This window comes from Sphingomonas agri (genome assembly GCF_038148795.1).
Lineage (GTDB): Bacteria > Pseudomonadota > Alphaproteobacteria > Sphingomonadales > Sphingomonadaceae > Sphingomicrobium > Sphingomicrobium agri.
On record NZ_JBAPEU010000003.1, the window covers coordinates 232,979 to 252,497 of the forward strand.

19 protein-coding genes are annotated in these 19,519 nt (G+C 64.4%); 14 read left to right on the forward strand and 5 right to left on the reverse strand.

From position 1 onward, the window contains the following. Positions 1-1,047: 1,047 nt before the first annotated feature. A complete protein-coding gene (locus V8192_RS13215; protein ID WP_341633570.1) occupies positions 1,048-1,863 on the reverse strand; it encodes a hypothetical protein in 816 nt (271 codons plus the stop codon). Positions 1,864-1,882: 19 nt separating this feature from the next. Here V8192_RS13215 and V8192_RS13220 point away from each other — a divergent pair, with 19 nt between their 5' ends. The 4 genes from V8192_RS13220 (at position 1,883) to V8192_RS13235 (ending at position 6,647) form a co-directional block, all read left to right on the forward strand. Next, positions 1,883-2,107 (forward strand): hypothetical protein, encoded by a 225-nt coding sequence (locus V8192_RS13220; RefSeq protein WP_341633571.1) that lies wholly within the window; start codon positions 1,883-1,885, stop codon positions 2,105-2,107. A gap of 62 nt (positions 2,108-2,169) precedes the next feature. After that, positions 2,170-4,395 carry a DNA topoisomerase IV subunit A gene (parC, locus tag V8192_RS13225; protein ID WP_341633572.1) on the forward strand — a complete coding sequence of 742 codons (2,226 nt, stop codon included), beginning with the start codon at positions 2,170-2,172 and terminating at the stop codon, positions 4,393-4,395. A gap of 83 nt (positions 4,396-4,478) precedes the next feature. Beyond that, on the forward strand, positions 4,479-6,224 hold the full coding sequence (locus V8192_RS13230; protein ID WP_341633573.1) for a putative bifunctional diguanylate cyclase/phosphodiesterase: 1,746 nt from the start codon (positions 4,479-4,481) through the stop codon (positions 6,222-6,224). Between the two features lie 96 nt (positions 6,225-6,320). Beyond that, a complete protein-coding gene (locus V8192_RS13235; RefSeq protein ID WP_341633574.1) occupies positions 6,321-6,647 on the forward strand; it encodes a hypothetical protein in 327 nt (108 codons plus the stop codon). On the opposite strand, the gene V8192_RS13240 is transcribed toward V8192_RS13235, so the two are convergent. After that, entirely contained in the window at positions 6,644-7,381 is a 738-nt protein-coding gene (locus V8192_RS13240; RefSeq protein WP_341633575.1) for a DUF2334 domain-containing protein, read from the reverse strand. The two genes, V8192_RS13235 and V8192_RS13240, sit on opposite strands and share 4 nt — an antisense overlap. Positions 7,382-7,467: 86 nt before the next feature. On the opposite strand from V8192_RS13240, the gene V8192_RS13245 reads away from it, so the two are divergent. Then, positions 7,468-8,706, forward strand: coding sequence for a glycosyltransferase (locus V8192_RS13245; protein WP_341633576.1), 1,239 nt, complete (start codon positions 7,468-7,470; stop codon positions 8,704-8,706). 10 nt (positions 8,707-8,716) lie between these two features. On the opposite strand, the gene V8192_RS13250 is transcribed toward V8192_RS13245, so the two are convergent. The 3 genes from V8192_RS13250 to V8192_RS13260 are packed head-to-tail and all read right to left on the reverse strand — an operon-like array spanning position 8,717 to position 11,045. Continuing rightward, positions 8,717-9,907: a CCA tRNA nucleotidyltransferase gene (locus tag V8192_RS13250; RefSeq protein WP_373276359.1), complete on the reverse strand. Its 1,191-nt coding sequence runs from the start codon at positions 9,905-9,907 to the stop codon at positions 8,717-8,719. Further along, the gene (locus tag V8192_RS13255) at positions 9,898-10,479 is read right to left on the reverse strand and encodes a CoA pyrophosphatase (RefSeq protein ID WP_341633578.1); all 582 of its coding nucleotides are present in this window, start codon (positions 10,477-10,479) and stop codon (positions 9,898-9,900) included. Before V8192_RS13255 ends, V8192_RS13250 begins: the two co-directional genes overlap by 10 nt. Further along, positions 10,476-11,045: a DUF1285 domain-containing protein gene (locus V8192_RS13260; protein ID WP_341633825.1), complete on the reverse strand. Its 570-nt coding sequence runs from the start codon at positions 11,043-11,045 to the stop codon at positions 10,476-10,478. Before V8192_RS13260 ends, V8192_RS13255 begins: the two co-directional genes overlap by 4 nt. 52 nt (positions 11,046-11,097) lie before the next feature. Here V8192_RS13260 and V8192_RS13265 point away from each other — a divergent pair, with 52 nt between their 5' ends. The 9 genes from V8192_RS13265 to V8192_RS13305 all read left to right on the forward strand — a co-directional run bounded on the left by V8192_RS13265 (position 11,098) and on the right by V8192_RS13305 (position 19,504). After that, the gene (locus V8192_RS13265) at positions 11,098-11,826 is read left to right on the forward strand and encodes an SDR family oxidoreductase (protein WP_341633579.1); all 729 of its coding nucleotides are present in this window, start codon (positions 11,098-11,100) and stop codon (positions 11,824-11,826) included. Next, positions 11,823-12,248, forward strand: coding sequence for a dihydroneopterin aldolase (locus tag V8192_RS13270; RefSeq protein ID WP_341633580.1), 426 nt, complete (start codon positions 11,823-11,825; stop codon positions 12,246-12,248). The genes V8192_RS13265 and V8192_RS13270 overlap by 4 nt, the downstream gene beginning before the upstream one ends. A 201-nt stretch (positions 12,249-12,449) precedes the next feature. After that, positions 12,450-13,100 carry a TonB family protein gene (locus V8192_RS13275; protein ID WP_341633581.1) on the forward strand — a complete coding sequence of 217 codons (651 nt, stop codon included), beginning with the start codon at positions 12,450-12,452 and terminating at the stop codon, positions 13,098-13,100. A 44-nt stretch (positions 13,101-13,144) separates the two neighbouring features. After that, positions 13,145-13,966 carry a MotA/TolQ/ExbB proton channel family protein gene (locus V8192_RS13280; RefSeq protein ID WP_341633582.1) on the forward strand — a complete coding sequence of 274 codons (822 nt, stop codon included), beginning with the start codon at positions 13,145-13,147 and terminating at the stop codon, positions 13,964-13,966. Positions 13,967-14,040: 74 nt separating this feature from the next. Continuing rightward, positions 14,041-14,529, forward strand: a complete 489-nt coding sequence (locus V8192_RS13285; RefSeq protein ID WP_341633583.1) for an ExbD/TolR family protein — start codon at positions 14,041-14,043, stop codon at positions 14,527-14,529. 18 nt (positions 14,530-14,547) lie between these two features. Next, entirely contained in the window at positions 14,548-14,976 is a 429-nt protein-coding gene (locus V8192_RS13290; protein ID WP_373276367.1) for an ExbD/TolR family protein, read from the forward strand. 106 nt (positions 14,977-15,082) lie between these two features. After that, complete coding sequence (gene glmU / locus V8192_RS13295) at positions 15,083-16,438, forward strand: bifunctional UDP-N-acetylglucosamine diphosphorylase/glucosamine-1-phosphate N-acetyltransferase GlmU (protein ID WP_341633585.1); 1,356 nt, start codon at positions 15,083-15,085, stop codon at positions 16,436-16,438. 4 nt (positions 16,439-16,442) lie between these two features. Beyond that, positions 16,443-18,266 carry a glutamine--fructose-6-phosphate transaminase (isomerizing) gene (gene glmS, locus V8192_RS13300; RefSeq protein WP_341633586.1) on the forward strand — a complete coding sequence of 608 codons (1,824 nt, stop codon included), beginning with the start codon at positions 16,443-16,445 and terminating at the stop codon, positions 18,264-18,266. Then, on the forward strand, positions 18,263-19,504 hold the full coding sequence (locus tag V8192_RS13305; RefSeq protein ID WP_341633587.1) for a flavin monoamine oxidase family protein: 1,242 nt from the start codon (positions 18,263-18,265) through the stop codon (positions 19,502-19,504). The genes glmS and V8192_RS13305 overlap by 4 nt, the downstream gene beginning before the upstream one ends. Positions 19,505-19,519: the final 15 nt, after the last annotated feature.

A 19,519-nucleotide genomic window follows, 5' to 3' on the forward strand; every position in this document is an offset into this window, starting at 1 on the left:
GGCTTCGACAACAATCGGCCTCGGATCGGCTCGTGCGACTCCGCCCTCGTGGGCAGGGTCGATGAGCCCGGGTCCCTCGCCTCGGGTCGAGGTCCACGGAAACGGGGGGCCGCCACCAAGTGCAGGCCCGCCGCCCAACGCTGGTCCTCCACCGAACGCCGGTCCTCCACCGAACGCCGGTCCTCCACCAAACGCTGGTCCTCCACCAAACACGGGACCCGATCTCCATGTAAGTCCTGCGCAGCCCAGTCTTGGACCTACGCCCAACACCAGCCTGCCGACCGGAAGCGTCTCGACGGGCGGTGGCCCGCTTCCAGATACTATTCTGCCGGCGAACGCCGGACCACCGAGCGCTGGGCCTAGTGTAGGCCCGCCGCCCGGCGCTGGCGCACCGCCTACGGCCGGTCCGCCGCCGAACGCCGGTCCTCCGCCGAATGCCGGTCCTCCGCCGAATGCCGGTCCTTCGCCAAATGCCGGTCCTTCGCCAAACGCGGGACCGCCTCCGAGTGTGGGTCCTTCGCCCAATTCCGGGCCGCCGCCCGGCGCGGGAGCACCTCCTGACACGGGCCCACCGCCCAACGCGGGTCCTCCGCCTAATGCAGGTCCTCCTCCAAACGCCGGCGCGCCGCCAAACGCGGGTCCACCCAATAGCGCTGTCCCTGCCGCTTCATCCGCGGGTGCAGGACCTGCGCCAGCTTCGCCCGGCAGCGCAGGATCAAGTAGCGGTCTGCCGCCCGCCGGTCCCCAGTCCGGTTCAGGTTCGTCGGGTGGCGGTTCGGCACAAGGCAACAGTTCACAGCCCGCCGCACCTTCGGCGTCCACGGGATCTTCACCCTCGAGTGCCGTCTCGACTGCTTCTTCAGATGGCTCGGGGACGGGTGCGAGCGGTGGACCGGGGCCTGGCAGGTCGTCGAGCGGCGCGGGTCCCTCGCAGGCTAACGGCAGTCCAGCCGTCGTGGTTGCGGCGGCAGGTCCTCCGCCTGCTCCGGTTCAGGAAGTTGTCGTAAATCAGGGTTCATTCGACGTTGCAGCTAACGTGACGGCCGCTCAATGGGCCTCCGCAGCAACGCCCTTTTCGCAGGCAGCCTTGGTCGTGGCGGGGAGCCTCGCTCGCGCCGCCGACACAGCGCGTGTGGAAGGGGGCACCATTGTCCTTGCGGCCGCGCAGAGCAATGCGGGCCGCGGCAATCCCAATGGTGACAGCGCAAGCACCGGTAAGGTACCGCCCGGGGATCCGTGCGCAAAGGGCAATGGTAATCCGTGCGGCGGGAATAACGGAAATGGCGGCGGCAACGGCAACGCCAATCCATCCCCGCCACCTCCGCCTCCGCCAGTAACGCCGCCTCCACCTCCACCTCCGCCTCCACCTCCACCAGGTGATCCGTGCGCGAAGGGCAATGGCAATCCGTGCAACGGCAATAACGGAAATGGCGGGCAGCAGGGCAACGCCAATCCGCCGCCACCGCCACCGCCACCGCCGCCGCCGCCGCCACCGCCGCCACCGCCGCCGCCGCCGCCGCCACCGCCACCGCCGCCGCCGCCACCGCCGCCACCGCCACCGCCGCCGCCGCCGCCACCGCCGCCGCCACCGCCGCCGCCGCCACCGCCGCCGCCGCCGCCGCCGGCGCCGCCCGCGCCACCCCCGCCGCCGCCACCGCCGCCACCGCCGCCGCCACCGCCGCCGCCGCCGCCGCCACCGCCACCGCCACCGCCACCGCCGCCACCACCGCCGCCGCCGCCACCACCGCCGCCGCCGCCACCGCCGCCGCCGCCACCGCCACCGCCACCGCCGCCGCCGCCACCGCCACCGCCACCGCACATCCCACGAGACGAAATCGTCACGTCGATCGACCACGGGGACAAAAAGAAGCCGCAGGACTTTGTGATCGATTTCTCGCAACTCGCAGCCGGCGACGTGGACACCGCGATTGATACTGGCGTCACGAGCGGTGCCGATCCGAGCGAATGGGATCCCATCGACATCGACGCCGAAGGACGCGTCGATTCCTGCGCGAGCGACGACGGCGGCAAGAATTCGGGCAACAAGGGCTCGGCGGCCGTTTGCCAGTCGAACGCCGAACAGCAGAAGGCTGACACGAAGCACTAAAGCGCTTCTCCAACACCAAGGAAGCGCTGGCGGGCGCTGGGTCCGCTTGCTAGCGACGAACCATGGCCGACCCAGATATTTCTTCAGTCATCGAAACACCGTTCGATGCAGCACTTTCCGAGCGCTACCTCGTCTATGCGCTTTCGACGATCACCGCTCGCTCGCTTCCGGATGTCCGAGACGGCCTGAAGCCTGTGCACCGAAGGCTGCTCTGGGCGATGCGGCTGCTGCGGCTCGATCCCACCGGGGCATACAAGAAATCCGCACGTGTCGTGGGCGACGTCATCGGCAAATATCACCCACATGGCGACCAGTCGGTGTATGACGCGATGGTCCGCCTCGCGCAGGATTTCGCGCTTCGCTATCCGCTGGTCGACGGACAGGGCAATTTCGGCAACATCGACGGGGATAACGCCGCCGCCTATCGCTACACCGAGGCGCGGCTCACCCCGGTCGCCATGCAACTCATGGCAGGTCTCGACGAAGGCACTGTCGATTTCCGGCTGACGTACAACGGCGAGGAAGAGGAGCCCGAGGTCTTTCCGGGACTCTTTCCGAACCTGCTTGCCAACGGCGCCAGCGGAATTGCCGTGGGAATGGCGACGTCCATCCCGCCGCACAATGCCGCCGAGCTGATCGATGCTGCGGTTCACCTCATCGACAATCCCAAGGCCGACGACATCAGCCTGATGGACTTTGTCGCGGGACCCGATTTTCCGACCGGCGGCGTCCTCGTCGACAGCCGCGAGGCGATAGCCGAGGCATATGCGACCGGCCGGGGCTCCTTCCGCCTTCGCGCCCGCGTCGACGTGGAGCGCGAAAAGGGCGGCGGCTGGCACCTCCTCGTCAGCCAAATCCCCTATGGCGTCCAGAAAGCGAAGCTGATCGAACAGATCGCGCAGCTGATCGCCGACAAGAAACTCCCGATCCTTGCCGACGTGAAGGACGAGAGCGACGAGAAGGTCCGCTTGGTGCTCGAGCCGCGGGCGCGCACCGTCGATCCCGACCTCCTTCTCGAAAGTCTCTATCGCCTCACTGATCTCGAGATCCGCTTCCCGCTCAATCTCAACGTCCTGGACGCCAGTCGGACGCCGGGCGTCATGAGCCTCAAGCAGGCACTTACGGCCTGGCTCAGCTTCCAGATCGACGTTCTCGTGCGCCGAAGCCAGGTGCGCATCGGCAAGATTGACGAGCGTGTGGAGCTGCTTGACGGTTTCCTAGCCGCCTATCTCAACCTCGACCGGGTCATCGAGATCATCCGCACGATGGACGAGCCCAAGCCCGTGCTGATGGCCGAGTTTTCGCTCATCGACCGCCAGGCCGAAGCCATACTCAACATGCGCCTGCGCAGCCTGCGCAAGCTCGAGGAGATGGAGATCGGGCGCGAGCGCAGTGCGCTGACCAGGGAGCGCGAGGAGCTCTCAAAGCTCGTGGAGAGCCCCGCGCGGCAGCGTACGCGGCTCAAGAGGGATCTCCAGGGATTGAAGGAGAAATTCGGTGACGATCGTCGAACGCGAATTGAAGAGGTGGCGCCGACGCGCGAGATCGACTGGACCGCAATGATCGAAAAGGAGCCGATCACGGTCATTTTGTCGCAGCGCGGGTGGATCCGGGCGATGAAGGGTCATCTTGCACTGGACCAGGTCGCCGATCTCAAGTGGCGCGAGGGAGACGCGCCCTTCATTCACTTCCATGCCCAAACGACCGACCGTCTTGCGCTGTTCGCTTCAAATGGACGCGTGTACACGCTCGCTGGCGACAAGCTGCCGAGCGCCCGGGGCTTCGGCGAGCCGGTCCGCCTGTTCATCGATCTCGATGCCGAGGTCGATATCGTCCACCTTCTGGTTGCGAGCCCCGAGATGAAGCTGCTGATCGCCTCGTCCGACGGCAAGGGTTTCATCACCAGTGGCAATGCGACGCTCGCAGAAACCCGGAAAGGCAAGCAGCTCGTGAACGTAAGGACGGGTGCCCGCGTCGCCGTGGTTCGGCCCGTTCCGGACGCTGCCGATGCCGTTGCGGTGATTGGTGAGAACCGCAAGATGGTCGTGTTCCCCCTCTCGGAGCTCCCGGAACTGGCCCGCGGGCAGGGCGTCACTCTCCAGCGTTACCGTGACGGCGGCCTTTCGGATGCGGTCGCCTTTCGCCTTGCCGAGGGTCTTAGCTGGGCGCTCGGCGGGGAGAGTGGTCGCGTGCGAACGGAAAGCGACCTTTCGCAGTGGCGCGCAGCGCGCGGAGCCGCAGGGCGCATGCCCCCGATCGGCTTTCCCCGCACCAACCGCTTCTCGTGAGGCGTTAACTAAACGGCGTTAACAAGGTGCAGCAGAGAGCGGAAGTTACTTCGAATTAACCCCCTGTGGGCCAAGTAGCGGGGATGCAGGCTGCAGCGAACCGTTCGGCGGGCGTTCAAAGGCTCCGTCGGACGGACAAGTTGAATGCGTTACCGCACCTTTCGGCGGTCGACGACCAAGCCTTGCTCAACGCGCTCCCGATCGCTGCGGCAATCATCGAACTCACCGAAAAGGGAAAGCTCCAAGTCGTCGATCACAACGGCCGTTTCGACGAGACCGTTCGCCGCTCGAGCTGCACCGCGCTCGACTGGAACGAAGCCGATTGCCTGAAGGAAGGTCCGATCGCAGACCTCCTCAACGGCTTCTTCAAGGGCACGAACCTTAAAGGTGAGCTCGATTTCAAGCAGGGGGAGGGCGTTGCATCGCACTTCTTCCGGCTGAAGCTTGCGCCCTTGCCAAAAAAGACGGCAGGAGCGCCACGCTGTCTCCTGAGCGTCGTCGATCGGACCCCCGAAGTGCAGGCCGAGCGAACATTGCGGGCCGAAATGCTGCGCGACAGCCTGACCGGCCTGCCCAACCGGCTCGCCTTCACCGAGGCCATCGAGCAGGCGGGCGACAAGATCGCCCGGGACCTCGAGCATGCGGTCCTCGTCGTCGACATGCTCCGGTTCAGCCGGATCAACGAGTCGATGGGCAGTCTTGCCGGCGACGAGCTTCTGATCACGTTCGCGCGCCGGCTGATCCTCGCGCTTCGCGCGGGAGATGTGCTCGCCCGCACGGGCGGCAATGAGTTCGGTGTGTTGGTGTCCCTTCGCCGCGGAGTGGAGGACGCGCTGAAGGCGGCAGAGCGGATCCAGCAGGTGATGGCCGCTCCCTTCAAGCTGTCTGAACTCGAAATCAGGGTCGAGTGCGCAATCGGCGTTGCGCTGATGCACCCCCAGAACGATGCCGAGGAGTTGTTCCGCAACGCGCAGTTTGCGGTGAAGCAGGCCAAGGGAGCCGGATGCCCGCAGGTCTATGAGCCCAGGCAGGCGACCGAAGCGCGCCGCCGCTTCTCTATCGAGACCGAGCTTCGACGTGCGCTCGACAAGGATCAGCTGGAGCTCTTCTATCAGCCACTCATCAACCTCAAGACAGGCGACGTCGCGGGATTCGAGGCCCTCGCTCGGTGGGATCACGAGGAGCGAGGCGAGATCGGCCCGACCGAGTTCATTCCGGTAGCCGAGGAAGCGGGTCTCATCCTTCAGCTGGGTCGATGGGCCATGGACAAGGCGACGCAGACCCTTGCCGACTGGGACAAGCAGGCCGGCGAGCGGCTACCGCTCTATGTCAGCGTCAACCTCTCCGCGATCCAGGTCGCACGTGACGATGTGGCGGGAATGGTTGAGAGTGCCCTTCTCGCGAGCGGCATCGGGGGCGACCGGCTTACCCTCGAGCTTACCGAGAGCTCGATCGTCCAGGATCCCGTCCGGGCAACGCGGGTCTTCAACGCCCTCAAGGCGCTAGATACGACGCTTGCGATGGATGATTTCGGGACCGGCTATTCGAGCCTTGCCTATCTCCAGCGACTGCCCATCGACGTGCTCAAGATCGACAAGAGCTTCGTTTCAGGAATGATGGTCGATCCGGACGCTGTCGCCATTGTGCGTGCGATCCTCAGTCTCGCCGAAGCGCTGGGCATGTCGACCACCGCGGAGGGAATTGAAACGGTCGAGCTTGCAACAACGCTTGCGACGCTCGGTTGTGCATCGGGCCAGGGCTTCTATTTCGCCAAGCCCCTGGAACCGGGCGAGGCGCTCAAATTCTGGACTTCGCGCCGGCGCCGCTGACCTTCCTGGCCCACAGCGGGACGAGCCCATTTCGCCCTCTGGAACCGACCGCGAATTCATCTTTTTTCGCGTTCGTAAAAGAGGAGTGGACGGGCGATGCGGAGGTGGGTTTCCGCCGCTGCCGTCGTGCCGCTTCTATGGGCGACGGCTGCGCAGGCGCAGGCAATGAAGGGGCTCTTGGGCACCGATGTTGCGGCTGTGGCGCGCCAGCGCATCGTCGACCTTCGACTATACCCGCAACAGGGTATTGAGGATCCCTCTTCGTTCATCGGCGGCATGCTCGTGCAGCAGGGCCTCTCGAAAAACGCCTTACTGGGCGTCGGCCTTGCCCGAATGTACGGTCGCAGCAAACGCGTTGTCCGGGTCGGAGACGCACCCGTTCTCTCGCAGAAGCCGGCGGTCAGCTTGGTGATGAAGTTCTAATTGCGCAGGAGATCGCCGTAGCGGCCCGGAAGTCTTGAGCGCCTCGCTCTTTCAAGAGTGGCCCCGATGCTTGCGATCAGAGCCGGGTGGCGAACGTCCGGCGGGTGAACACCAATCCTCAGCACCTCAAGTGGTGCATGTCTCAATAATGCGGCGGCCGTCAGCGACGAAGCCAGCCGCATCCGCGTGCGGCTCGCCCAGGTTATTACCGGACCCCGGGCCAGCTGCTTTCCCGAAGCGGGCGACCACACGCGAAAATGGTCCTCAGCAAGGCTCACCGCTGCATCGTGCAGCGCCTCAAGAGCACCGCTGCCATAGAGCCAGGCCGGAGCAACGAAGCCGTCGATACCGCGCCCGATCACGCTCTCCAGCAGGTTGCGCCCGAGGGTTATGCGCTCTGATGCCTCGGCTCGCGACAGGCCAAGGAACTCACCCTCGCTTGCTGTCATGAAGCGGGCGCGCATCCGGTCCAGGGCGCCTTCGTGAACGCTCGTGTCGCGGTGGAAATAGCCGTGAAGGAATATCTCGATTCCCTTGTCGGCCCAGCTTCGCAGGCGGGTGGCAAAGGGCGAGCCCGGAACGATGGGCGCATCACCCCAGTGGTTGGGAACCACGAGCATTGCCAAGCGCTCGCCAAGCTTCGGCGCCATGAGGTCGATCAAGCGGTCGATCTCTCCCTCGAAGCGCGGCGAGACGTCATGGATCGATGCCAGCAACAGGCGTGAGCGGGTCATGCCATCCTATGTGCGATTGTCTTGTCTTCGGCGCCACCCCATTAACAAAGCTTCACTTGAACTTTAGCTGTGGCAACCGTCTCCTAATGCCGATGCGTATCGCCGACGTCTGCGCTTTTTACACGCCCGCCGGCGGCGGAGTCCGCACTTATGTGGAGGCGAAGCTGCGCGCCGCAGCGCGCTTCGGTCACGAGATGGTCGTGATTGCTCCGGGCGAACGCCACGAGGTCGTGAGGCGCGGTCCGGGCGGACTTTTGGTGACCATTCCAGCGCCCAGGCTCCCAGTTGACCGTCGATACCGCTATTTCGATGACGAGGCCGCGCTTCACGCAGTGCTTGATGCCTGGCAGCCGGACCATGTCGAGGCTTCCTCGCCCTGGTCGAGCGCCACCATGGTGGGGCGCTGGCAGGGACCGGCAAGCCGCTCGCTCGTGATGCATGCGGATCCGCTCGCAGCTTACGCGTATCGCTGGCTTGGCGGCATGCTTTCGATCAAGCAGATCGACCGCTGTTTCGGCCTCTTCTGGCGGCACCTGCGGGGTCTCAGCCGGATGTTCGATACGGTCGTCTGTGCCAACGGGCAGCTGACTGGCCGGCTTCGCGACGGCGGTCTCGATAATGCCGAAACCGTTCCGATGGGAGTAGAGGCGGGCCTGTTCTCGCCGACGCTGCGCTCGCCCACCTTGCGTGAACAGGCGCTTTGCGCGCTCGGACTGGATGCGGACGCGACCCTGCTGATCGGCGTTGGCCGGTTCTCCGCCGAGAAGCGCTGGGGCATGGTTTTGCGCGCAGTAGCGGAGATCTCCCGCAAGCGGCCGGTCGGCATGCTTCTCGTGGGTGACGGGTCAAAGAGGTTCAGCCTCGAAATGCTCGCCGACCGGATCCCGCATGTCGCGGTCTTGCCGCCCATCGGGGACCGCGACGAGCTTGCCCGGCTTCTCGCGAGTGCTGACGCGCTGGTCCATGGTTGCGAGGCCGAGACCTTCTGCATGGTCGCGGCGGAGGCCCGGGCAAGCGGGATCCCGCTCATCGTTCCCGATCGGGGCGCGGTCTTCGACCAGCTGCATCCTGGCGCCGGGACCATTTACCGCGCGGCGAGCCAGATTTCGCTCGAGCGCTCGATTGCCCGCTTCATCGACCGCGGGCCCGAACTGCAGCGTGCTGCTGCCGCCAGGGCTTGTCGCGTGCGGACCATGGACGAGCATTTTGCGGACCTGTTCTCCCGTTACGAGGTGCTTGCGCCTCAGCACGCGGTGGAGGCCGTGCCCCGGCAGGAAAGCGCGAACGAACTTGCAGTAGCGCGTTCGGCAGTGCTGGGCAGCTGATCCTTCCTGGTCAGCGCGCCGCCTTCACCGCTTCCTCTACGATCGCTTCGAATTTCTCCGCGCTGGGGAAGCCGGCCTCGAGCCATCGCTCCTCGATGGCGCGCAGGGTCCTTGCAACGACGGGGCCTTCGGGAAGTCCACGCTTGATGAGCGCTCCGCCTCCGATGGGTAGTCGCGGCCGGTGCCAAAGCGAAATCTCGGCGGCGTCTTGCGGCCGGCCGCCGAGAAGAAGGCGGTCCGCGGCACAGTCCATTCCGACCCTGTAGGCGAGCACCCGAGAGGAAGAGCCAAGGGATCGGTCCGCGGCGCAGGCGAGGCGCTTCCGTGCCTTGTTCGAGAGCCGCAGGCGGACGGCGATATCCTCGGCGAGACTCGGATCCCCGGGAAGGAGCGACGCCAGGCGCCGGATTGCGTCGGGTTCGATTCCGGCCTGCTTTTCGGCCTCGATGAGTGAGCGAAGACCAGGAACGAAGGTGGACTGCATTTCGGGCAGGACGGGCCGCAGGATGCCATGCTCGAGCATGATGGCGACGGTATTTGAAGGATCCGGCATGCCGAGAAGCTTGAGGATCTCGTCTGCGATCCTCTCCCTTGAAAGCGCCATCAGGTCGTTGGCCCGGGAAGTGCAGGCCCGAAGTGCTGCTGCATCGGGCGGCCCGATGCCGAATCTTGCGTGGAACCGGAAGAAGCGAAGGATCCGGAGATGGTCTTCGGCGATCCGCTGCAACGGGTCGCCGATGAAGCGGACGTGCCGCTGCTCAAGATCGGCCAGCCCCCCGAAATAATCGAACAATTCTCCGGTCAGGGGATCGGCGGACAAGGCATTGATGGTGAAGTCGCGGCGCGCCGCATCCTCCTTCCAGTCGTCGGTGAATGCTACGGTCGCGCGGCGGCCGTCCGTCGACACATCCCGCCGAAGCGTTGTCACCTCGAACGGCTGGGCATCGCTAACCGCGGTGATGGTGCCATGATCAATACCGGTGGGAACGGCCTTGATCCGCGCCCGTTCGAGCCGCTCCATTACCTCGTCGGGCGGAATGCGCGTCGCAAGATCGATGTCGCTTACAGCAAGGCCCAGGAGATCGTCCCTAACTGCGCCCCCGACGTAGCGGGTCAGGCCCTGCTCGGCGCCGAGGGCGGCGAGAAGCCTCTTCATTCCGCGCTTTCTACGCCACTTCGCGGCGTCGAGAGTCAGTGCCACTGCAGCCTGCGTGACAAATTGACGATCATCGCCGCGGTCGCTCCCCAGATCCTGCGATCGTTCCAGATGATTTCGTAATAGTGGCGTGTCGCTCCTTGGAACAGTGCGCTTCGCACATGCTGGTTGCGGGGGTCGAGCAGGAAGCCGAGCGGCGCCTCGAACCAGTCGGCGACCTCCTGCTCATGGGGCTGGAGCGGGAGGTCGGCCGGGATCACGCCCACGACCGGCGTCACGACATAGCCAGTGACCGTGCGGTAGGGCTCGATCGTGCCGATGAGGTCCACCGCGGAGGGCTCGAGCAGGATCTCCTCATGAGCTTCACGAATCGCGGCCGCTATGGCTTCCTCGCCCGGATCGAGCCTTCCGCCCGGAAAGGCGATCTGGCCGGCATGGGTGCGCAGGTGCTCCCTGCGGACGGTGAGGATCATGCCCGGAAGAGGGCGGTCGGTGATCGCGATCAGGACTGCCGCCTCGACGTCGGCCTCGGTTCGAAGTTCTGGAAGATCGCCGACGAGCAGCGGCTCGCGAGGCGGTTCGCCAAGCGCGCCTGACAGCTTTCGCGCGAGGTTCATCGAGGTTCTTCCAGCGGGAAAAAGACGCCGCTGCTCATTACGCCAGCGGGCTTGTGACCTCCTGCGAGCGCGACCTCGGCGAGCTCATAATAGACGGGGCGCGAGAGCTCGGCCTCAAGGCCGTGACGGACGAGGATGCGGGGGGAGGGACCGCCTGCTCCGTCGCACAGCCGAAGGGGATGATGAGGCCCGAGGATCACTGCATCACCGCTGTCGAGAGCAAAGCCGATCCGCTGGCTGTCGCCGGCTCCCTCGACGCGCATCGCAATTGCCCTGAAGGCGGTGCCTTCAACATCGATCTCGAGCTTTTCCACCGGGGTGACGAGGAAGTGGCGTCCGTCTGGCTCGCGCCTGAGGACTGTCGAAAAGAGCCGGACCATGGAGGGACGGCGGATTGGCGAACCCTGGTGGTACCAGGTGCCGTCGCGCGCGATGCGCATGTCCGAATGCCCGCAACTTTCTGGATTCCACCTGTCCACGGGCGGCAGCCGCTTTTGGTCGATGAGGTGCTGTAGCTCGGTCAAACTCACTCCCTGGAGTTCGATCGGTGGGTGGCTCTCGGGCATGGCGCTGTCATTGGATTGCTTCGCGGCGCTGCTCAAGGCAGGAGTTCTTGCCATGAAGGACAAAACTGCAATCGTCACCGGGGCCGGAAAGCGCGTGGGAGCGGTCCTTGCCCGCGAGTTGCTGGCCGACGGCTGGGCGGTGGTCGCACACGTGCACCATGTTGATGATGAGGTGCCCAAAGGCGCAGTAAAGGTGGTCGCCGATCTCCTCGATCCGGATTGCGCGGAGATGATCTTCGACGCAAGCGAAGGGCTCCCGCCTGTTGGCCTGCTCGTTAACAATGCCGCCCGGTTCGCCTGGGACGGCGTCGGCGAGTTCAGCGCAGGCGAGTTCGACGCGCACATGGCCATCAACGTGCGCGCGCCAGCGCTCCTCATCGAGCGTTTCGCCGCAGCGCAACGGGACGGCGATGCGCTGGTCGTCAACCTGCTCGATTCCAAGCTTTCAGCCCCCAATCCCGATTATCTGAGCTACACATTGTCCAAATATGCCCTTGCAGCGCTGACCGAGCTTGCGGCGCGGGCGCTTGCTCAGCGCTCCATCCGGGTCAATGGGATCGCTCCTGGCTTGATGCTGAGATCAAGCGGGCAGAGCGAGGAGAATTACGAGGCGATGCACGCCAATAATCCGTTAGGGCTCGGCGTCGAGCCGGGCGACGTCATGGATGCCTTGCGCTATCTCGTATCAGCAAGAAGCGTCACCGGGGAAGTGATCAGGATCGATGGCGGTCACCACTTCATGGCGCTCGAGCGCGACGTCCAGTTCCTGGGGCGGGCATGAGCGGCACCGGGCCCAGGCTCTCGGGTCTCGTTCCCCACGATCTCAAGGTCCGGTCCGCCCGGATCATCCTCGAGGGGCTCGAGGTGCAGGCGGACATCGGTTTCCACGATTTCGAGATCGGTGCTCCGCAGCGGCTGCTGGTGACGGTCGAGATCTGGCTGAAGGATCGGTCAGCGCCGGTCGGCGACGACCCGAGGAATGCCTGGGATTATGATTTTCTAAGGACCGAGGTCCAGGCCATCGCGGCTGCCCGCAGATACAATCTCCAGGAGACGCTGGGGCACGCCATCTTCGACCGGGTAGCAGCCTTCCACGGAGTTGCCGCCCTTCGCATTCGCCTGTCCAAGCCAGACGTTTACGCCGAAGCGCACGGGGTCGGTGTCGAGATTGCTTCATTCCCGAACGCCTGGCCGCCCGAGTGATCGCTTTGGCTGCACTGGTTTCCGGCCTTCCGCCTGTGGAACAAAATCCGTTGCGCGACCTTTGAGGCGGATATAAGGAGGCGCGCTTGCTGCCGATGTCATCTTGCAACATTGGCGGATCAACGAACTGACGGGCGCGCTTCCAAACGCCCGGTTTGACCGTGGATTCCTCCACGGCGTGTCGAGGAGAATATTGGGTTAATGGCATACGCCCAGAAGAAAGAACTCAGCGGCAACCGGTCGATGGCGATCATCTTCACCGTCATCGTGGTCGGCGGTCTGATGTATGCGATTGTGACCGGCCTCGCTTACAATGTGATCAAGAAGGCGACTCAGGATCTGAAGACCTTCGACGTTGAGCAGCAGCAGCCGCCGCCCGAGCAGCCGCCGCCACCGCCAAAGGACATGCCGAAGGTCCCGCCGCCTCCGATCACGCCGCCGCCGCTCGTACGGGTCGAGGCGCCTCCGCCGCCGATTCAGACGGTGACCGCGCCGGCCCCGCCGGTCTACATCCCGCCCGTGGCGCCGGCACCGCCACCGCCTCCGCCTCCGCCGCGGCAATCGCAGGCGAGGAGCCTCACCGGAAGCCTCCAGGGCCTTATCTCGGGCGATGATTATCCCCCGAGCGCACTCGACAACAACGAGCAGGGCAGTGTCCAGGTCTCCCTCACTATCGGTGCGAACGGCCGAGTGACTGGATGCAGCAGCTCCGGCAGCGCGTCGGCGACGCTCAAGTCGGCGACATGTCGTCTGCTGACGGCACGCGCCCGGTTCAGCCCGGCTCAGGACGCTAACGGCAATCCGACGACGAGCACGTACAGCCAGACAATTACGTGGCGGATCGCGGAATAGCCGACTGATTTTTTTGAGATAGGTTTCAGAAGGAAAGTACAGCAATGCAAGCAGCACCCGCCGCATCGGCGAATCCTTATGGCTTGATCCCCGCTCTGCAGCAGGGCGGCATCATCGCCATCTCGGTGTTCACCATCCTCGTCATCATGTCGATCTTCTCGTTCTACATCCTCTTCACCAAGCTGATGCAGCAGCAGAAGATCATCAGCCAGGGTCGCAAGGTCCGGTCGAGCTTCTGGAACTCGCCCAATCTTCGCGATGCGGCAACGAAGCTCGAAGCCAAGAGCGCCTACCGCTCAATCGTCGACGATGCTCTCCTTGCACAGGACCAGCACGGCCGGCTGACCGACCCGATCGACCAGCACGACTGGATGGCAAACAGCCTGGCACGCAGCCAGGGTGCGATCGGCGCCCGCCTCGGTGAAGGTCTCGCCTTCCTCGCGACGGTCGGTTCGACGGCACCGTTCATCGGTCTGTTCGGAACCGTCGTCGGTATCTACCGCGCGCTGATCCGTATCGGCGCTTCTGGTCAGGCCTCGATCGACGCCGTCGCCGGCCCGGTCGGTGAAGCGCTCATCATGACGGCGCTCGGCCTCGTGGTCGCGGTGCCTGCGGTGCTTGCCTACAACTGGCTGATTCGTCGCAACAAGTCGATCATGGAGGACCTTGCGGCCTTCACGAACGACCTTCACGGCTACCTGATGTCCGACGGCGCAGTGAAGCCGCGCCTCGTGGGCAGTTCGAGCGCGGGCGTGAAGGGCACCACCCAGACGAAGCCGGGCGCTCCGACGCAGCCCGGCAGCGACCCGCTCCGCACGGGCCGCACGGCCACGGGCGCCCAGGCGACCCCGACGTCCGCGAAGTAATTCGAACGATGGCCTGGTCCGAACCAGTCGGACCAGGCCTGGTTCGGGCGAGCTAGAAGAAAGAAGCCAGCCTTATGGCAGGAAGTGTAATCCAAGAAGGCGACGAAGAGACGGCGATGTCCGACATCAACGTCGTGCCCCTTACCGACGTGATGCTGGTGCTCCTGATCGTCTTCCTGATCACCACGCAGGTTATCAAGCAGGCGGTCCCCATCAAGTTGCCGGACGTCCGCTACGAGCCGACCATGACCAAGCCGGAGAACGTGTCCCTCACGGTCCGCAATGGTCCGGGCGGCACCTGCGAGGTTTACTGGGGGATGACCAAGGTTTCTCAGAAGGACCTGCTCGACCGCGCGGTCAAGAAGCTCGAAGACCAGATCAAGAAGGTCGGCGGAGTCCAGAACATCAACGAAGAGAACATGCCGGAGGCGCACATCCGGGGCGACGTCAACACGCAGTACAAGTGCATTGGCGCCGCGATCATCACGATGCAGCAGGCAGGGTTCCAGCGGGTCGGGTTCATTTCCGAGCCGCCGCCGCTGGCCGGCTTCCGCGCCGAGTAGGAGTTTTTCGCCATGTCAATGCAGACCACCAGCGATAATGCCTCCGGCGAACCAATGCTGGACGTGAACGTGACGCCGCTCATCGACGTCATGCTGGTTCTCCTCATCATGTTCATCATCACCATCCCGATCCAGACCCATGCGGTGAAGCTCGACCTGCCGGTGAACCAGCCGCAGAACACGCCGCCGCCGATCAACCCGATCAAGAACACCCTGTCGATCAACAACCAGGACCAGGTTCTGTGGAATGGCTCGCCGGTGTCGATGCAGCAGCTACGTTCCTATCTCGATGCAACGCAGCAGATGAACCCGATCCCCGAACTCCACCTGCAGCCGGACGCGACTGCGCGGTACGAGATCGTCGACCAGGTTCTGGCGGTGACGAAGAAGGCCCACGTCCAGAAGATGGGCTTCGTCGGCAACGAATATTACATGAACATCTTCTAAGGGTTTCGCCCTTGGAAGAATGGGGCGGCTCCCGTCGGGGCCGCCCTTTTTTCATGTCTCAAAGGACACTGGCGCTGGCCTTGGCGCCATGCCATTGCACGACCGCATGAGCGAAAAGCGCCGCTTTGCAGCGATCATCCTTGCAGCGGGTCAGGGGACCCGCATGCGCTCGGATACGCATAAGGTTCTCCATCCCATCGCGGGTCGGCCGCTCCTGCTGCATCTCCTCGACCGGGTGGATGCGCTGGGCGCCGAGAAGAAGGTCGTGGTGGTCGGTAAGGGGCGCGAGCAGGTAGAGGTCGCGATTGTTGGCACCAACGCGGTGATCGCAATTCAAGCCGAGCAGAAAGGCACCGGGCACGCGGTGCAGCAAGCGGCAGCAGCCCTCAAGGGATATGAGGGACCCGTAATCATTCTTTACGGCGACACGCCTTTCGTTGAGGCGGACACCTTGCACCGGATGCTCGATCGCCTCGATGGAGAGGGCGGCCCGGGCATCGTCGTCCTTGCTTCTTCGCCCGACGATCCCCTGAAATACGGCCGGATCATTCTTGGAGAAGGCGATCGCATCGCCAAGATGGTCGAGTACAAGGACGCCAGCGAAGAGGAGCGGGCTGTCCGGCTATGCAATTCGGGCATGATGGCGGTACGCTCGAACGACCTGTTCCGCTGGCTCGCCGGGGTTGGAAACGACAATGCGGCCGGCGAATATTATCTCCCCGACATCGTCAACATTGCAGCCGCCGAAGGCCGCGAAGCCGTCGTCATCGAGGGTGACGCCTACGAAACCGCCGGGGTCAACAGCCGCGCCGAACTTGCCCATCTGGAACTCGAATGGCAGCGCCGGAGGCGCGAGCAGGCACTCGACGAGGGCGCGACGCTCATCGATCCCGAGAGCGTCTGGTTTGCCTACGATACGAAGCTTGGGCGCGACGTCACGGTCGAGCCGCACGTCGTTTTTGGCCCCGGCGTCGAGATCGCGGACGGAGCGACCATCCACGCCTTCAGTCATATCGAAGGAGCAACGATCGGTGCCGCGGCGAGCATTGGCCCGTTCGCCCGCCTTCGTCCAGGAACGCGCCTCTCGGACAGGACAAAGGTCGGCAATTTTGTCGAATTGAAGAAGGCCCAGATCGCCGAGGGCGCCAAGGTCAACCATCTCTCCTACATCGGTGACGCCTCGGTCGGGCCAAAGGCAAACATCGGCGCCGGCACGATCACCTGCAACTACGACGGATACGGCAAATACCGGACATCGATCGGCGCCGGGGCCTTCATCGGCTCCAACACGGCCCTCGTGGCACCTGTTGTGGTGGGAGACGGCGCAATCGTCGGCGCGGGATCGGTAATCACCCGCGACGTCGAGGCTGACAGCCTTGCAATCGAGCGCAGCGAGCAGAAAGGTATCGCGGGCTGGGCCCGCCGCTTCCGCGAGCGCATGACACGGAAAGCGGCGGAGTAAGCTTATGTGCGGAATTGTCGGCATCGTCGGCAAGAGCGACGTTGCGCAGCGCCTCTTCGACGGCCTCAAACGTCTTGAATATCGCGGCTATGATTCCGCCGGGATTTGCACGATCGACAATGGCGAGCTCATCCGGAGACGCGCCGAGGGCAAGCTCGACAACCTTGCCCGGGAACTTGCCGAAAATCCGCTGCATGGCACGACCGGTATCGCGCACACGAGATGGGCGACCCACGGCGCTCCGACGGTTGGTAATGCGCATCCGCATATCGTTGGCCCCGTCGCGCTGGTGCACAACGGGATCATCGAGAATTTCAAGCCGCTTCGTGACGAGCTGATCGCGGAAGGACGCACCTTCGAAAGCGAGACAGACACGGAGGTGGTCGGACACCTCGTTGCCCGCGAAGTCGAACGCGGTTTTTCCCCTCAAGAGGCGGTCGCGACCGTGCTTCCCCGTCTCATCGGCGCCTTTGCAATCGCCTTCCTGTTTCGCGACCACCCCGACCTCATCATCGGCGCGCGCATGGGAGCGCCCCTTACGGTCGGCTTTGGGGAGGGAGAGAATTACCTTGGGTCGGACGCTCTTGCAGTTGCGCCATGGACGCAGCGCATCGCCTACCTCGACGAGGGTGACTGGGCGATCGTGCGGCGCGAGGGCATCCAAATCTACGATCGTGACAATCGCCGCGTCGAACGCGAGATCGTGGAATCCGGCGCTTCCTCGGCCCTGGTCGAGAAGGGCAATTTTCGCCATTACATGCAGAAGGAGATCTTCGAGCAGCCGATCGTGGTCGCGCAGACTCTTCAGACCTACGTGCGGCCATTTGAAGGTGAAGTTGCGCTGCCGGTTGCCGATGCCGACCTTGAGCAGATCAACCGCCTGACGATCGTTGCGTGCGGCACCAGCTATTATGCGGGCCTCGTGGCCAAATATTGGGTGGAGCAGTTTGCCCGCCTGCCGGTCGACATCGATGTGGCGAGCGAGTTTCGCTATCGCGAACCCGTACTCGAGCCAGGCGGACTTGCGCTCTTCATCAGCCAGTCCGGCGAGACGGCCGATACGCTCGCGGCCCTGCGCCACGCCCGCTCGCAGGGTCAGCGCATCGCGGTCGTCGTCAATGTTCCGACGAGTTCGATGGCGCGCGAGGCCGATCTATTGCTTCCGACCCACGCGGGGCCGGAAATTGGCGTTGCTTCGACCAAGGCGTTCACCTGCCAGCTCGCAGTGCTGGCAGCCCTTTCCGCCAATCTCGCGCGCGCTCGCGGCCGCCTCAGCCGCGACGAGGAAAAGGAGATCGTTGCGCACCTCCAGGAAGCGCCCGCGGCTCTCAACGCAGCGCTTGGCCATGACGATGACATTGCGGCGATGGCCCACCTCATCGCCCCCGCGCGCGACGTGCTCTATCTTGGACGGGGGCCCGATTACCCGATGGCCCTCGAAGGCGCGCTGAAGCTGAAGGAAATCAGCTACATCCACGCCGAAGGCTACGCCGCGGGCGAGATGAAGCATGGTCCGATCGCGCTCATCGACGAAGCCGTCCCGGTGATCGTGCTCGCTCCCTCCGGACCGTTGTTCGAGAAGACCGTCAGCAACATGCAGGAAGTCCGCGCGCGGGGCGGAAAGATCGTGCTCATCAGCGATGCCAAGGGCATTGCGGAAGCCGGTGAAGGCTGCATGGCGACGATCGAGATGCCCTCGGTGCACCCCTTGATCGCTCCCCTCGTCTACGCGGTACCGGTGCAGCTCCTTGCCTACCATGTCGCAGTGCTGAAGGGCACAGACGTCGACCAGCCCCGGAATCTCGCCAAGAGCGTCACCGTCGAGTGAGCGGGGTGCGCGGCCTCGTCATCATTGGCGGGGGCGCGGCCGGAATCGGTGCAGCCATGGAGGCCGGCCGAAGGAGTATTGACGCCCTCATCGTCGAGGCCCTGGACCGCCTCGGGGGGCGGGCACACAGCATCGAATGGAACGGCCATAAGCTCGACCTTGGTTGTACCTGGATGCATTCGGCCGAACGCAACTCCCTGCGGGTCGAGGCCGAGCGCATCGGCGCACAAATCAATCGAAGCCCCACCCGGTGGTTCCAGCAGTTCAGGAATCTTGGCTTTCCGCCAGAGGAGCAGAAGGAAGCCTGGTCCTCATTCGAGGCACTCAGGGACCGGATGCGCTCGGACCCGCCGCCGAGCGACAGGGCATCGGACGCGCTCGAGGGCGGCGATCCCTGGAACCCGATGCTGAATGCGCTCAGCGGTTATATCAACGGCGCTCCCCTCGACGAGGTGTCGATTGCCGACTGGTCTGCCTATGACAATGCAGCGAGCGACCAGAACCTTCGTCTGCCCGGCAGCTACGGTTCCCTCATCGGGGAGCTTGGCGCTACCTTCGAGCGCAGCCTTGCAAATCCGGTGATAGCGGTCGGCCGCCGCAAAGAGGGAGTAGAGGTAAGGAGCGAACAGGGCCTCATCGAGGCCGCCGGCGTCATCGTGACGGTTCCGACCGCAAGCCTGCGGAGGATCAGATTCGATCCTCCGATCGGAGGGCTCCTCAAGCTCGCGGACCAGCTTCCGCTGGGTGTCGCTGATAAGCTGTTTCTGGCACTCGATCACCCACAGGATTTTCCTCACGACGCGCATCTGCTCGGCAATCCCTATTCCTGCGACACGGGGAGCTACTTCATCCGACCCATGGGCATGCCGGTGGTCGAAGGCTTTTTCGGTGGCACCGGAGCGCGGGCTCTCGAGGAGCTTGACGATGACGGCGCTGCCGCCTTGGCGATCGAGGAACTTGCAGCGCTGCTCGGAAGCTCGGTCAGAAGCCGGCTTTCACTGATCGGACTATCGCGCTGGGCGCATCAGCCCTGGATCGGGGGAGCCTATAGCCATGCTTTGCCAGGCTGCGCCGACGCGCGGCAAAGCCTTCTGGATGCGGGCGACGACCGTATCGCCTTCGCCGGCGAGGCCGTCTCGGCAGGCGACTATTCCACTGCGCACGGCGCCTTTGACAGCGGAGCGGCCGCGGTGCGCAAGCTTGCCGCCACAGCCAAGCTTCAGTCCGCGCGCGGCTAAAATCATGGATTTGTC

Excerpts from the sequence above, each read along its gene's own strand:
- parC (WP_341633572.1), top strand. The coding sequence starts at position 2,170 with ATGGCCGACCCAGATATTTCTTCAGTCATCGAAACACCGTTCGATGCA.
- V8192_RS13230 (WP_341633573.1), top strand. The coding sequence starts at position 4,479 with ATGCAGGCTGCAGCGAACCGTTCGGCGGGCGTTCAAAGGCTCCGTCGG.
- V8192_RS13235 (WP_341633574.1), top strand. The coding sequence starts at position 6,321 with ATGCGGAGGTGGGTTTCCGCCGCTGCCGTCGTGCCGCTTCTATGGGCG.
- V8192_RS13240 (WP_341633575.1), bottom strand. The coding sequence starts at position 7,381 with ATGACCCGCTCACGCCTGTTGCTGGCATCGATCCATGACGTCTCGCCG.
- V8192_RS13245 (WP_341633576.1), top strand. The coding sequence starts at position 7,468 with ATGCCGATGCGTATCGCCGACGTCTGCGCTTTTTACACGCCCGCCGGC.
- V8192_RS13255 (WP_341633578.1), bottom strand. The coding sequence starts at position 10,479 with ATGAACCTCGCGCGAAAGCTGTCAGGCGCGCTTGGCGAACCGCCTCGC.
- V8192_RS13260 (WP_341633825.1), bottom strand. The coding sequence starts at position 11,045 with ATGCCCGAGAGCCACCCACCGATCGAACTCCAGGGAGTGAGTTTGACC.
- V8192_RS13265 (WP_341633579.1), top strand. The coding sequence starts at position 11,098 with ATGAAGGACAAAACTGCAATCGTCACCGGGGCCGGAAAGCGCGTGGGA.
- V8192_RS13270 (WP_341633580.1), top strand. The coding sequence starts at position 11,823 with ATGAGCGGCACCGGGCCCAGGCTCTCGGGTCTCGTTCCCCACGATCTC.
- V8192_RS13275 (WP_341633581.1), top strand. The coding sequence starts at position 12,450 with ATGGCATACGCCCAGAAGAAAGAACTCAGCGGCAACCGGTCGATGGCG.
- V8192_RS13280 (WP_341633582.1), top strand. The coding sequence starts at position 13,145 with ATGCAAGCAGCACCCGCCGCATCGGCGAATCCTTATGGCTTGATCCCC.
- V8192_RS13285 (WP_341633583.1), top strand. The coding sequence starts at position 14,041 with ATGGCAGGAAGTGTAATCCAAGAAGGCGACGAAGAGACGGCGATGTCC.
- V8192_RS13290 (WP_373276367.1), top strand. The coding sequence starts at position 14,548 with ATGCAGACCACCAGCGATAATGCCTCCGGCGAACCAATGCTGGACGTG.
- glmU (WP_341633585.1), top strand. The coding sequence starts at position 15,083 with ATGAGCGAAAAGCGCCGCTTTGCAGCGATCATCCTTGCAGCGGGTCAG.
- glmS (WP_341633586.1), top strand. The coding sequence starts at position 16,443 with ATGTGCGGAATTGTCGGCATCGTCGGCAAGAGCGACGTTGCGCAGCGC.